The 14125-nt window shown below is 32.3% G+C and carries 11 protein-coding genes; 3 read left to right on the top strand and 8 right to left on the bottom strand.

From position 1 onward, the window contains the following. Window positions 1-381 precede the first annotated feature (381 nt). The 6 genes from HX088_RS04455 to HX088_RS04430 form a co-directional block, all read right to left on the bottom strand. Window positions 382-2820, bottom strand: coding sequence for a TonB-dependent receptor (locus HX088_RS04455; protein ID WP_286483551.1), 2439 nt, complete (start codon window positions 2818-2820; stop codon window positions 382-384). Window positions 2821-3351: 531 nt separating this feature from the next. Continuing rightward, window positions 3352-4212, bottom strand: coding sequence for a carboxylating nicotinate-nucleotide diphosphorylase (gene nadC, locus HX088_RS04450; RefSeq protein WP_286483550.1), 861 nt, complete (start codon window positions 4210-4212; stop codon window positions 3352-3354). Continuing rightward, window positions 4212-5102, bottom strand: a complete 891-nt coding sequence (locus HX088_RS04445; protein WP_286483549.1) for a hypothetical protein — start codon at window positions 5100-5102, stop codon at window positions 4212-4214. The genes nadC and HX088_RS04445 overlap by 1 nt, the downstream gene beginning before the upstream one ends. Further along, window positions 5103-6668 (bottom strand): L-aspartate oxidase, encoded by a 1566-nt coding sequence (nadB, locus tag HX088_RS04440; protein WP_286483548.1) that lies wholly within the window; start codon window positions 6666-6668, stop codon window positions 5103-5105. After that, window positions 6668-7672 carry a quinolinate synthase NadA gene (gene nadA / locus HX088_RS04435; RefSeq protein ID WP_286483547.1) on the bottom strand — a complete coding sequence of 335 codons (1005 nt, stop codon included), beginning with the start codon at window positions 7670-7672 and terminating at the stop codon, window positions 6668-6670. Before nadA ends, nadB begins: the two co-directional genes overlap by 1 nt. A 19-nt stretch (window positions 7673-7691) precedes the next feature. Continuing rightward, window positions 7692-8810 (bottom strand): C1 family peptidase, encoded by a 1119-nt coding sequence (locus tag HX088_RS04430; protein ID WP_286483546.1) that lies wholly within the window; start codon window positions 8808-8810, stop codon window positions 7692-7694. A 436-nt stretch (window positions 8811-9246) separates the two neighbouring features. Here HX088_RS04430 and HX088_RS04425 point away from each other — a divergent pair, with 436 nt between their 5' ends. Beyond that, window positions 9247-10602, top strand: a complete 1356-nt coding sequence (locus HX088_RS04425) for an orotate phosphoribosyltransferase (protein ID WP_171622600.1) — start codon at window positions 9247-9249, stop codon at window positions 10600-10602. A gap of 71 nt (window positions 10603-10673) precedes the next feature. Here the strand turns inward: HX088_RS04425 and HX088_RS04420 are convergent, their stop codons facing one another. Then, window positions 10674-12128: a M20/M25/M40 family metallo-hydrolase gene (locus HX088_RS04420; protein WP_286483545.1), complete on the bottom strand. Its 1455-nt coding sequence runs from the start codon at window positions 12126-12128 to the stop codon at window positions 10674-10676. A 91-nt stretch (window positions 12129-12219) separates the two neighbouring features. Then, window positions 12220-12897 (bottom strand): tRNA (guanosine(46)-N7)-methyltransferase TrmB, encoded by a 678-nt coding sequence (gene trmB / locus HX088_RS04415; RefSeq protein WP_171622602.1) that lies wholly within the window; start codon window positions 12895-12897, stop codon window positions 12220-12222. A gap of 135 nt (window positions 12898-13032) precedes the next feature. Here trmB and HX088_RS04410 point away from each other — a divergent pair, with 135 nt between their 5' ends. Further along, on the top strand, window positions 13033-13446 hold the full coding sequence (locus HX088_RS04410; protein WP_286483544.1) for a hypothetical protein: 414 nt from the start codon (window positions 13033-13035) through the stop codon (window positions 13444-13446). 179 nt (window positions 13447-13625) lie between these two features. Continuing rightward, window positions 13626-14099: a DUF6702 family protein gene (locus tag HX088_RS04405; protein WP_171622604.1), complete on the top strand. Its 474-nt coding sequence runs from the start codon at window positions 13626-13628 to the stop codon at window positions 14097-14099. The last annotated feature ends 26 nt before the right edge of the window (window positions 14100-14125 follow it).

The raw sequence follows: 14125 nt of genomic DNA, 5'->3' as shown, positions 1-14125 counted from the left end.
GTATATATGTTAAAATGGTTATAAACCTTATGTTAATTAAGAATAATTATAAGATAAAATCCTTTTTTTCTTATAACTCATTTAAAACTTAACTATTTTATCAATATAATAATTACACACCATTAATTTTATTAAAAATTATATATTAATTAAAATAGTGTAACGTTACATATTTTATCAATAATAGTTAAAAAGTTTCAAACGCATATTAATTCATTATTAAATGAATAATTATTCTTAAAAAATATTTATTTAGAATTGTTTTAAATAAATATTTATTTATTTTATCTTTTTAAGTCAACCGTCTAATTATCAAATATCAATAAAAAAGCGGACTTAAAACTAAGTCCGCTTGAATATGTTAAGAAATATTAATTCTTATTAGAAGCTATAAGTAACACCTGCATTCCAAGTTCTACCTACTGCATATCCGTATCCATTTCTATCAATTCTACTTACATATTGATCATTGAATAAGTTACGTACATTTCCTCTAAATTTGATTTTTTGCTTACCAAATTTAAACTCATAAGCTACTCCAGTGTTAACACGAGCAAAAGGTGAGATTTTTTCTGCTTGATAAACTTCTCCTTTTAATGCGCTTTTAACAACATCTTCTGGATTCACTTGTCCATATGCACGAGCATTGTACATAAAATCTACATCCCAATATAAGTTTCTTGTGAAGTTAACTTTTGTTCCCATACCAAATGTAAATTGAGCTGCCTCTCCGATATATGTTCCTGTTAAATCAACATTCCCTTTCTCGAAAATTGTATCATCATCTGTGTACATAGATTCGAATGGAGTTTCTCCGTCATATTTCCAATCACCGTAAGATGCGAATCCATATAAGCTGAATGCTTGAGAAACTTTAGCATCAAAATCAATTTCAATACCTTTATGTATTTGAGCAATATCAGTATAAGCTGTATAAATTGGTCTAGTTGTATTATCTGGTTGCATTATTGATCCAGACATACCTAAGAAACGGTTCCCCCATTTTGTATGGTAAGCGTTAATGTTTACTCTTAAGTTTCTTGTTTCATACTTGTAACCAACTTCGAAACCTGTAATTTCCTCGTTCTCTACATTTGGCTCACGTAAATCAACTTTATTATATTCGAATACATTATCTAAGAATGGTTGACGAGAGTAACGTCCTGCGTTTGCAAAAACAGTATTTTCATCGTTAATGTTAACAGACAAACCTCCTTTAACATTCCACCCTGTTTTGTTTACTTTTTTAGAAGCTTCTTCTACACCTCCATAATTCCAAGTATCAAATTTTTGGTAGAATTGATTAGAGATTGCTCCTTGACCGAATACTGTAAAGATCTCATTAGAATATTCAACTTGTCCAAAAGCTCCTTGGTAGTTAATATCCTCAGAATAATCTCTTGATATTCTTTGTCCTTTTTTAGCTGATTTGAATAATGCTGACCAAGGATTAGTTCCAAAAGTTTCTGTTACAACAACTGTTTGACCATTTGATTTGTTAACTTCTGACCATCCTTTTAGTCCAAATAAATTACTCATTTGCTGGAAGTGATTTCCTTGGTAAAAACGAACGTCAGCACCTAAGTTGAAGTTCCACCCAGTTTTAGTATCAAAGTTTAAATTTGTTACTCCTCCATACCAAAAATGGTTATTTACCGAAGTACGAATTGCACCATTTGATACATTGTTAACTCCGTTAATATCTTTACCTCCGTTATTTCCAATTCCATCTGGATCTAACATATTGTTACCTTGAATTAAATCAAAATCAACTAATCCATTTTTTAACGTACTTGAAGCTCTACCAACACCAGAAGTTCCTCCTCCTGTCCCTGTTGAAGCATAAAGTACTGTAGACAAGTTCATATTCTCATTAATTGTCCAGTCCCAGTTTAAGTTAGCTACCGGCTTGTGGTAAAAGTTAGTTCTTAGATTTTCTCCTTTACCGTTTAAATAGCCATAAGTTGTATTATACTTTTTGCCATAGCCGTACTTTTCAGCTTCAGCCCACTGCTTTTCACTTTTTGTTGAATAGTTTTGACCATGTTCTTGTGGCGCACCAAAAATCATAAAGTTAATGTTATGACGATCATTTGGTTTATAACCTACAGAAACAAAATAGGCTTGCGAATTAGCACTTGTCCCTTGCGCCCAAGATCTATGCATAGATGTTTGGTTAAATAAGAACGATGCTCCCCATTTACCTTTCATTCCTGTGTTATAAGAAATTGTCGCACTCATGTAACTATCGTTACCCGTATTAAATCTTACAAAACCACCTTGTTTTTTATCTGTCGCTCTGGTAACCATATTTACAGTACCACCAACAGAAGAAATAGCTAATTTAGAAGATCCTAAACCACGTTGAATTTGAACTGCATTTGCCACCTCAGTCATTGCAGACCAATTAGACCAATACAAGTTACCATCTTCCATCCCGTTAATAGGCTGTCCGTTTAATAAATAAGCCGTATTTTGACTACTAAATCCTCGTAAAAACATTTGAGAATCACCAAACCCTCCTGCTTGTCCAGAAACATAAACTGATGGTGTTGTAGCAAAGATTTCTGGAAAATCTACATTTCCTACCGCTTTATCTTCAATTGAAGCTTTACTAATTGTAGAAACAGCTACCGGAGTTTTACGATCTTCAACGATATCGATTACTCCTTTACCAATGATTAATGTTTCTCCTAAAGATACGTTTTCGTCCTGTTCAACCTTTGTAGAATCTGTTGGTTCAACAACTTGGGCGAAAGATAATGATGCCATTAAGGCAAAAGCTCCTACAAGTAAAAGCTTAGTTGAGTTTAACCTCATCTTTTGAAATAGTTTAAAAGTTTACTTTTGCAAAGTTCTGCACTTTTAATGAGATTATTGTTAAATTATGGTAAATTTTTAAATATTTATTGACTAAAATATTCAAAAATTATCAAAACATCAATATAAATAAGTAAAATATTATGATTTATTAATTCAAACGAAGCAATTCTATGTATTTTTAAAAATATTTTAAAAATTTATAAAAAATTAACATAAGTAAAATGTTAATTTTTAACATTTAAATCGCCAATTTTTAGATTATTTTTCATAAATCAGCTTCAAAAACAACACAAAATTCCTTATTTAGAACCAGTATTGATAATGTTTGTTAATTTTAAAACTTTATCATTTAAATAGATGTCGTCGCTTTTATATTATAAATGAATTTTAAAAATTAAATCAATCCAAATATCTATCCTTTAACTATCAAAAATAAAATGAAGGAAAACAAATCTTGAAATTGTTAAATTTTTCTGTTATCACTTTACAATAAACATAAGATTGGTATGACGTGATGGTAAAAATTCATTACTTAACCGCTTTCAAACTCAAATCAAAATTTGGAGCTGAATGAATAATTGCACCAGACGAGATAAAATCTACTCCAGTTTCTGCAATAGCACGCACAGAGTCTTTTGTAATTCCTCCCGAAGCTTCTGTTTTTGTTTTTCCATTTATATAGATAACAGCTTCTTTCAAAGTTTCGAGGTCAAAATTGTCTAACATGATAAAATCAACATTCGCTTCTAAAGCTTCTTTCACCTCATCCATGTTGCGCGTTTCTACTTCTATTTTTAGATGCAAATGATGTTTAGCTAAATAATCTTTTGTTTGGGCAACCGCTTTTGTAATAGTTCCACAAAAATCAACATGATTATCTTTTAACATCACCATATCATACAATCCAAAACGGTGATTTTCTGCACCTCCAATTTTAACGGCCCATTTTTCAATCATTCGGAAATTAGGTGTTGTTTTTCTTGTATCCAAAATTTTCGCATTTGTTCCTTTCACCAACTCCATCATTTCGTGTGCATAAGTTGCTATTCCTGACATACGCTGCATGCAATTTAACACCAATCTTTCACACGTTAAGATTGATTGCGAAGAACCTTTCACCTTAAACGCTACATCTCCAAAGCTTACGCTATCTCCGTCATTTTTGTAAAATTCGATTTTCAATGAAGGATCAAATGTGGCAAAAATAATTTTCGCTAATTCTATTCCAGCAATTATGCCGTTGTCTTTCACTTTCAATTCTGCTTCTTGCATAGAATCGTAGGGAACACATGCTAAAGTTGAATGATCACCATCGCCAACGTCTTCTAAAAAAGCCTGACGAATAAATGTTTGTAATTTTTCGTTTGTAATATATGTAGGTAAATTCATTATCTATAAGTTAAGGATGCAAATTTTGATTGATTAAAATCTTTCTTGGTTTTATACTCATAATATTCGGCCCAAGTTCCGTTTTCTTCACGTACAACCGTAATCAACACTTGTGCGGAAGGATCATTATCAAAAAAGTTTTTGATTTGAAGTTTGTATTCCTTGTCTTCAATTATACCTTTTGTAATATCAATTACGCCAGATTTAAAAGCCGCATCAAAAGCTGTTGCATAAGGATCTACCGCAGCCATTTCGAATAAATTAGAGAATCGTCCCAAATAATATTCACGATTCCCAGCTTTTCCATACGTCTTCAAATTAAAATCTTTATCAATACGAACTTCAATTTCTTCTTCTGAGGTTTTTAAAGTAAACAACACGCGATTCGCTGAAGGGAATTTCTCAAACTCGTTATTCTGTTCTTCCAACATAAAGCGTAAAGGCAAATTATACCTCATCCGAACAGCTTTATTTTTATGATCACGAGCAGGTTCTATTTTTAGATTATTTCGATCCATTTTATTGTTTAGTAAAACCAAACTTGCATGTGCAACACTGTTAAAAATCGGATTAGCTCCACCTATATTTACCTCAGAGAACCGACCTTCTTCATTGATGATAAATCCAATTTTAGATTGCACAGATTCGATATGTAAATAATCTGCGATATTCGAAAAGTAAGCGATTTGAGCTTGTATATCTTCACTCAAATTTTTACTCAAACAAGCTTGTAACTCACTTTTTTCTTTGAGATTTTCGCAACCAAAATAAACAGGTATCGTATTCGCATCAACAACTGTTAAATTTGGCTTTTCGTTATCCTTCTTTTTTGTTTGAGAGAATACTAAACTTGAAAATAGAAGCGGAATTATCAACCAAAAGTTCTTCATTTAATTAAAATCTTTGTTATAAAAAGTTCCTCGATTTTCTTTTTGATTGGTACTTTGTTCGATAATTAAATATGCCACATCAACCAAATTTCGAAGTTCTAATAATTTAGGCGAAATAATCGTGAAATAATAAATTTCTTTGACCATTTTTTCAATTTCTAAAATACGACTTTGAGCAATTTTAAGACGTGCATCGCTACGAACTATTCCAACCAACTCGCTCATCATCGCTTGTAGTTGTTTGCGCAGATACGAAATCAACACCAACTCCTCTTGTACTTTCATTCCTTCTTCGTTCCATTCTGGAAAGTTAAAATTCTGAATAGAGAAATTATTTTGGTTTAGTTTTTCGATAGTATTCAACGCTGCACGATGTCCAAAAACCATTGCTTCTAACAACGAATTTGAAGCCAAACGATTTGCGCCATGCAATCCTGTATTTGAACATTCGCCAACCGCAAACAAATTCTCTATTGATGTTTTACCATCTAAATCGACATCAATTCCGCCGCATAAATAATGCGAAGCCGGAACCACAGGAACTAATTCTGTAAACATATCATAACCTTCGGATTTACATTTTTCGTAAATATTAGGGAAATGTTCCAAGAATTTTTCTCTATTTAAATGACGGCAATCAATGTAAACATAGTCGTCTCCGCGTAATTTCATTTCATTATCGATTGCGCGAGCAACGATATCACGCGAAGCTAATTCTTCTCGTTCATCGTATTTATGCATAAATAATTCGCCATCTTTTGTGCGTAATTTCGCTCCAAATCCACGTACCGCTTCCGAAATTAAAAACAATTGTCCGTCAAATTCGCTGTAAAAAGCTGTTGGATGAAACTGAATAAATTGCATCCCTGAGACGGTTGCTTTCGCGCGACGAGCCAAACCAATTCCATCCCCAGTTGCGATAATAGGATTCGTGGTGTTTTTATAAACATGCCCTACTCCACCTGTTGCTAATAAGGTTACTTTGGCTAAATGACGTTCGACTTTATCTGTATTTAAATCTAAAATATAAGCTCCAAAACATGTTGTTTGGTCTGCTAAATCTCGATTCAAGTGATGTTCTGTTATCAAATCAACTACAAAATGGTGGGTAAGAATTTGAATATTTGGATATTCTTTGATTGCTTCTAACATCGCACGTTCAATTTCCCAACCTGTTACATCTTTGTGGTGTACAATTCGGTTTTCGGTGTGTCCTCCTTCGCGACCTAAATCATAAATACCTTCCTTGTTTTTATCAAATCGAACGCCCCAATCAATAATTTCGTTAATGCGGTCTGGCGCCTCTTTTACAACTACCTCAACCGCTTCTAATTTGCAAAGTCCATCACCTGCACGAAGCGTATCCTGAATATGTTTCTCGAAACTATCATTCTCGAAATCGCTGACAACAGCCACGCCTCCCTGCGCATATTTTGTATTGGTTTCGTCTTTATTTGCTTTGGTTACAATGGTAATTTTGGCATCAGGATATTTGATTGCAATTTTTAGTGCATACGATAATCCTGCAATTCCAGAACCAATGACCAAAACATCTTGTATAGCCATTATTTGATTTTTTCTGATAAATCTAACATACGATTAATCGAAGCCAATGCTTTTATACGCAAACTTTCTTCAATTTGTATTTCTGGTAGTTCATATTTCATACACAAATACAACTTTTCTAACGTTGATAATTTCATATAAAAACACTCAGAACAATTACACGATTCATCTTGAACCAAAGCTGGAATCAACTTCTTATTAGGTGCTAATTTTTGCATCTCATGTAAAATTCCTTCTTCTGTCGCTACGATAAATTCTGTCGCTTCATTTTCTACCACATAATCCAACAAACGAGAAGTTGAACCAATAAAATGAGCAAATTTCAATAAATCTTCTTGCGCTTCTGGATGAGCAATTAATTTTGCATTTGGATTTTCTGCCATTTGTTGCGCAATTCTTTCCAACGAAAAAGCCTCATGAACGATACAAGCGCCATCCCATAAAATCATGTTACGCTTACAAACCTGATTTAAATAACGCCCTAAATTACGGTCTGGTGCAAAAATAATCTCTTGATCTTCTGGCAACGAATTGATAATCGCTTCAGCATTAGAAGAAGTCACAATAATATCTGATTCCGCTTTAACACCTGCATCACAATTGATATAACTTACCACAATCGCATTTGGATGTTGCTCTCGCAAGCCACGCAAACCTTCTGCCGAACAAGAATCTGCCAACGAACAACCTGCTTTTGTATCTGGAAGAACAACTTTTTTTGAAGGATTAAGAATCTTCGCAGCTTCTGCCATAAAATGAACACCACAAAAAACAATCATATCAGCTTCTGTTTTAGCTGCTGCTCGAGCTAATTGCAACGAATCGCCTAAATGATCTGCTAAATCCTGAATTTCACCCGATTGATAATAATGCGCTAAAATTACTGCATTTTTTTCTTTGCGTAATTTATTAATCTCTGCAACTAAATCGGTTCCTTTCGGAATTTCTATATCCAAATAACCCTTATGCTCTAACTTTTCTATCGCTTGTTCTAATGTCTTCATTTTATCGTTTTGTGTATTATTATTTTATTCCTAATTGCTTCTTTACCTTTTCTGACAAAGCATCTTTGTGTACTGTAAAAGCAATTGATTTCATTCTAAAAAAAGGTTTAGACATGTAAATATGTCCATTATTTCCTAAATTTTCTGTTCCCCAAGAATTTTTCACATCATAATATTGATTTCCTAATTGATCTCTTAAAATTCCTGTGATATGCATCAAATGGTCATCTTGTGTTGACAAATCCTCGAAAGCTGCTTGACGTTCTTCTGCAGAAACCCATTTTTCTGGCAAAATTTCCACAAAATAATCAGATTCTAAACCTTCTGAAGGCCAAACGGCTAAACCATGCTTTTTAGAAAACGTTTTTTCTGAAACATCTGTATCAAATGCAGCAGTAAATCCATTGTATAACGCTTCATCTAACACTTTCATGTATTCATCTAATGGCAAATTGTAGTACGAACCATTCGAGAAATTATCTGGCACTTGTAAAATAAATTGAGAATAATACGGTGCTTGTTGAAACGATGTAAGTGTAACATAATCGTCTGGATTAATTTTTAAGAATTTCGCAAATTCCTGTGGTGTATATTCTTTTCCTTCGAATTTAAATACTGTTGGAGGAACACCTAATTTTTGATTTAATTTTTGATCGAAATTATTTTTCCAATCAGTTGTTAAGTATTTTTTTGGATTCTTTACAATCGAATCTAAATCTGTTTTTAATTCTTTTACCAGTAATTCATGGTTATGTTTAGTTTCTGTGCCAACTGTAAAACCTGCGTACACTTCGTTTGGAACTAAACCATTTTTGCGAACAGAGTTCAATACATCATGTGATAATCCACCTTCGCTAAATTGAGCTTTCCCTTGGCGATAAACATAATTATACGCTTTTACTGGATACGTAAAACGAACATTGTACATCTCTGATAAATCGACTTTTTTACCCGTTATACGTTTCACTTCCGACTCTAAAAAAGAGACCGTAGAAAATGACCAACATGTTCCTGTTTTTCCTTGCGAAATAACTGGAAGTGCCGAATTATTAACCAACTCTTTGAATTTGAATGGACTTTCTTGTGCTGATGCTAATGCACTGACTAATGCAAAACTTGCAAGGATATATTTTTTCACTTTGTGTTTGTTTATAAAACTCAAAAATAAAGTTATTTTATGAAGATTTGGTTGAAAGATGAAGAAAGTTAAAAATGACAATACATCACCTCAAGTGATTTTAGTTTCGATAGAAAAGAAAATTGTATGGAGAAGTAAGAGGTATTAAAGCAATTCGTCAAGTTATCGAAACGTTTAAAAAGATGATTCATCATTTTAAACACTCAAACTGACGAACTAAAATTGATGAGATGATAAAATCGATATAGAAATACGTTAGAAAAATTTCAAAAGGTTAATTACTAATTTCCTTTAAAATTTATAATTTTTCACTTTTAGAACAAATTATAAATCAAATCAGTATAAATATTCAATTTTTATACATCTAAAAATTAATTTGGCTTAAAATGCAATAAATCACTCAAAAAGCTATTAACTTTGCTCAAACATTACACAAATGCAACCAAGAGAAGATTTTTTATTGAAAGCTTACGAGCTGGGAATTATAAAATTTGGAAATTTCACTTTAAAAAGTGGTATAGAATCTCCTTTCTATGTCGATTTAAGACCTTTGGCTTCAAGTCCACAATTATTAAAAACTTTAGCAAACAACTTATTAGATTTAGTAGAAGATGTTGACTACGATTTGATTTGTGGTGTGCCTTACGCAGCATTACCAATGGCGACTACAATGAGTTTAACATCGAATATTCCTTTGATTATCAAACGTAAAGAAAACAAAGGATATGGAACTAAACGTATGGTAGAAGGTGTTTTTTCCGAAGGACAATCTTGTCTTTTAGTAGAAGATGTAATTACATCTGGACAATCTTTATTAGAAACAATTGATCAAGTTGAACGTGAAGGTTTACGTGTAAAAGATTTGGTTGTTGTTTTGGATCGAGCACAAGGTGGTTCTGAAAAATTAAAAGAACAAGGTTACAATGTGAAGACATTATTCACTATTCACGAAGTAATTGATATTTTACATAAATACCATCGCTTGACAGATGATGAGGCGAAAAAAATCAAAGACTTTTTAGCTTTACCTGCTGAAGCGGTACCTGCAAAACAACGTATTGCATTGGAGAACAAAAAAATTGTTCATCCTGTTGGAAAACGTTTGGTAGAATTAGCGCTTAAAAAACAATCAAACTTGATTGCTTCTGCTGATTTGATTACTTCTGATGAAATTATTGATTTCGCAGGAAAAGTTGGTGATCATGTTGTTGCGTTAAAATTACATTCAGATATTATTCAAGATTTTTCGGATAACTTAATCGTTGAATTGAAAAAAATCGCACGCGAAAAAGAATTCTTATTATTCGAAGATCGCAAGTTTGGAGATATCGGAAATACACAAGAATTACAATTTAAGAAATCGATTTACAAAATTTCTGATTGGGCAGATTTAGTAACTGTTCATCCAATTGGAGGTTTAGAATCGTTGAAAGTTTTCGAAAACACTGGCGTAATTACAATTGTAGAAATGTCTTCGAAAGGAACATTAACAGATGATTATTACTTCACGAAAGCAATCAATGTTTCAGAACAATCGGGTAATGTTTTGGGTGCAGTTGCTCAACGCCAAATTCCTGATAACTTGTTATTGTTTACGCCTGGTGTTAATATTTCTTCGACTGGAGATAGCAAAGGACAACAGTATAATACACCAGAATTGGTTTTCAAAAATTACCATACCGATTTTATGATTGTTGGTCGTGGAATTTACAAAGCTGCTGATGTAAAAACGGCTGCTAAAGAATACCAAACGTTAGGTTGGGTTTCTTACTTACAAAGTTTGAATGATTAAAATTTAAATAAATTTCAAAAATAGAAAGCAAGCTGAATTCAGCTTGCTTTTTGTTTTTTATTTTGTTGAATTTACTTCAATACAAATTTATGTGAAATAGAATTTCCTTGATTATCGGAAATTGTAGCTATATAAAATCCTGTTGAGAGATTAGACAAATTTACACTTCCTTTCGAATGCTCAGCATTCATTTTTTTTATAGTTCGTCCATTTGCATCAATAATTTTTACCGAAATTGCTGATTTAAAATTCACTTGATAATTTAACGTTTTATCTGTGATATAAATTTTAGATGTTTCTTTTTCTATCGATTCAGTTCCTAATTTCTCTGTTTGTTTCGCCGCTTCTACAATATATTCGATTCCTAATTTCGTGAACTTAGCAGCATGTGTAGATGTACTTCCCATTGATGCATAAGTATCGTTTATAGAATGAATATAAGGGTTATCTTCATTCATTTTTGATTCAAAAGGCAATGTTGCTGCATAACCATTATTCGCCCAACTTGCGTGATCCGAACATCCATAACCACATTTTGACGTATCATACGTAAATTGATGCATACCTGATTGATTGTACTCGTCCATCAATTGCATCAAAAACGAGTTCAGATTAGCATCACAATACGCATCTGTCATTAATACAATATCTTTTGCTGATCCTTTGTAATTCGTCATATCAAACTGTACATAACCAATTACATTTTTTTGATCCGTTGCATATTGCTTAGCGATTTCTCCCGAACCTACTAAACCAATTTCTTCAGCTGCATACGCCATGATTTCTGTGGTACGTTGTGGCTTAAAGTTGTTTTTTAACAAAACACGCAAAACTTCTGTAATCGTAGCAATACCCGATGCGTTATCATCGGCTCCTGGCGCAAAAGATTGATCGCCACTCCATCCTATAGTCGAATCAGCATGTCCACCAATTATCACATATTCGTCTTTTTTTTCGTCCCCATTAATGGTTAATATCAATGATTTCATTGGTGTATTGACATGATCCACAATTTTCACCACAACATCAGTTCTACCTGCTTCTACAATCATTTGCTCCCAAACTTCTTTTATTTTCAGAATGGCATCGTTAGCTTCTTGACGCGTGTGATAACGTGTTTTGAAACCTTCTAATAATAAAATCGTCTTTTCAATTTCTTTTACATCAACATCATTTAATGCTTTAGTTATAAAATCTTGTTCAGTTACGGTATAAGTAAATGGTTCATTTTTTTGAAAAACGATTGGTTGAATTGCTTGCAACGCTTCTTTTTTTGAAGATTGAAAAATATAACCATTTCCATGTGCAAATTTCTCTTTCAAATCTTCTGTAATCGCTGGATGAAAATAAATTGCTGAAAGATTATCTTTTGAAGATAAAATCTGAATAGAATCTGGTTGATTTCTTTGTAAGATTAACGCATGTTCTGTTTCCATTGTCGCATAAATAAAATCTGGTTTGATTTGTGCGAAGGAAAAAAATCCATTCAACAAAAGAGGAGAAAGGAATAAAAGTTTATTTTTCATAATATCATATTAGTGTGTAGACAAATATAGTTGAATAATTATTTATCCTTTTTTATAAATAAAAAAAATCCATCTTTCGATGGATTCTTCATTAATATTTTAATTGGAACTTTATATAGGTAATCTTTTTACCTTCTTCCAAAAATTTCGATTCATAATAAGTTTGTACAGCTGTCACTATTTCTGGTATATCCGAATGGTCTGGGTGATAAACATCGTGTGTAGAACGAATCACTTCGTGTCCTTCGATATGAATAACACCATGTGTGTAACCATGTAAAAACTCAGAATCTGTTTTCAAATTAACTGTTCCATCTGGTTTCAAAATCTTGTTGTAACGTCTCAAAAACTCGGGATCAGTTAAACGATGTTTTGTTCTTCTGAATTTAATTTGTGGATCTGGGAAAGTAATCCAAATTTCGCTCACTTCATTTTCAGCAAAAAGATGGTCGATAATTTCGATTTGTGTTCTAAGAAATCCAGCGTTTTCAATTCCTTCATCTAAACATGTTTTTGCTCCACGCCAAAATCTTGAACCTTTAATATCTACTCCGATAAAATTACGATCTTTGTCACGACGCGCCATTGCAACAGTATATTCTCCTTTTCCACAACCAAGTTCTAAAACAATTGGATGATCATTTTTAAAAAAATCCTTGTTCCAATTTCCTTTTAATGCAAAATTATTGATCGCTTCCTCTCGTGTTGGTTGAACAACATTCTGAAAAGTTTTATTTTCGTTAAATCTTCTGATTTTATCTTTTCCCATTTCGGATATATTTTGCGCGAAATTACGAGATTTTGCTTAATCTAAAAAACTGTTCTAACAACACATAAATCTCAACAAATAGTATTTATGTTAAAAGGTTTGTTATTTTTGTAATGAAAAACTAAAATTAGAAAAATGGATTTTATCAAACAATTTCATAGTGGATGGGCTTATCTTGTGATTTTGATGGGCGTTATCTTTGTGATTTCAACATTAATTTACGCAATTTCGAAAAAAGACACCAACGCTACAATCAAGAAAATCGGATTATTTACGACGATTACATTTCACGTACAATTGTTAATTGGATTAGTCTATTATATTATGATGTTTTCTGCCTTAGAACCATCAAATATTATGTCTGATTCTGCTTTAAGATTAACATTCGTAGAGCACCCAATGATGATGATTGCTGGGGTTGTTTTTATAACAATTGCAAATGCAAAATTAAAACGTTCGACAACCGTACCTATGAGTGTAGCAATTTTTGCTATCATCGGATTGGTTTGTATTTTAAGCAGAATTCCTTACCACGTTTGGTTTGCTTAATCGTTTAGAATAAATTTATAAAAAGAGTATTAAGTAATTAGTACTCTTTTTATTTTTTAAAAAATTCATAATTTTTTTATTCTAAATCCGTTATAAAACAAGTCGAGCAAATATACTTTTCAATTTTAAGAATATTTGGCATTCGATTTGAAAGAGATTTGTACAAACTAAGTAATAAAATGAACTATATAAAATATCTATTCTCTTTGCTTTTGGTTTTTGTCACATTTAACCTAAGCGCACAGGATTTCCACACAGCGAATATCAAGGTTGATTACGAACAAGAAACAGGAACGCTCAATATAACCGCACGTACTTTTACCAATCAATTGGAAAAAGCTGTTGGTGCAGATGTTTCGAATAAATCGAACTTTGAAAATAAGTTAAAAGCTTATGTAAACAGTAAAGTTGATGTCAAAGTAAATGGAAAAGCGTTGGGGACTTCGTATTACGGTTATCAAGTAAATGATAAATCGACACGAGTTTTCTTTAAGTTTGAAAAAATATCTGACATTAACACAATAGAGTTAAAAGTAGCTTTGTTAACTGATGTTTTTAGTGACCAACAAAATATTGTGACGTTTGATATTAAAAACAAAAAAGACACAAAAATGTTAACAAGAAATAACGACACCGTAAAAATGTCTTTCTAATAAATCAAAAGCCTTCCGAGTACGAA

Origin of the sequence: Empedobacter sp. 225-1 (assembly GCF_030328185.1) — a bacterium.
Taxonomy (GTDB): domain Bacteria; phylum Bacteroidota; class Bacteroidia; order Flavobacteriales; family Weeksellaceae; genus Empedobacter; species Empedobacter stercoris.
The sequence above is the reverse complement of the archived record's forward strand: the minus strand, read 5'-3'. Positions and strand labels throughout refer to the sequence as shown.

What these genes read in the sequence shown, in the direction of transcription:
- HX088_RS04455 (WP_286483551.1), bottom strand. Translation starts at nt 2,820, where the DNA reads ATGAGGTTAAACTCAACTAAGCTTTTACTTGTAGGAGCTTTTGCCTTA.
- nadC (WP_286483550.1), bottom strand. Translation starts at nt 4,212, where the DNA reads ATGAATTTACCTACATATATTACAAACGAAAAATTACAAACATTTATT.
- HX088_RS04445 (WP_286483549.1), bottom strand. Translation starts at nt 5,102, where the DNA reads ATGAAGAACTTTTGGTTGATAATTCCGCTTCTATTTTCAAGTTTAGTA.
- nadB (WP_286483548.1), bottom strand. Translation starts at nt 6,668, where the DNA reads ATGGCTATACAAGATGTTTTGGTCATTGGTTCTGGAATTGCAGGATTA.
- nadA (WP_286483547.1), bottom strand. Translation starts at nt 7,672, where the DNA reads ATGAAGACATTAGAACAAGCGATAGAAAAGTTAGAGCATAAGGGTTAT.
- HX088_RS04425 (WP_171622600.1), top strand. Translation starts at nt 9,247, where the DNA reads ATGCAACCAAGAGAAGATTTTTTATTGAAAGCTTACGAGCTGGGAATT.
- HX088_RS04420 (WP_286483545.1), bottom strand. Translation starts at nt 12,128, where the DNA reads ATGAAAAATAAACTTTTATTCCTTTCTCCTCTTTTGTTGAATGGATTT.
- trmB (WP_171622602.1), bottom strand. Translation starts at nt 12,897, where the DNA reads ATGGGAAAAGATAAAATCAGAAGATTTAACGAAAATAAAACTTTTCAG.
- HX088_RS04410 (WP_286483544.1), top strand. Translation starts at nt 13,033, where the DNA reads ATGGATTTTATCAAACAATTTCATAGTGGATGGGCTTATCTTGTGATT.
- HX088_RS04405 (WP_171622604.1), top strand. Translation starts at nt 13,626, where the DNA reads ATGAACTATATAAAATATCTATTCTCTTTGCTTTTGGTTTTTGTCACA.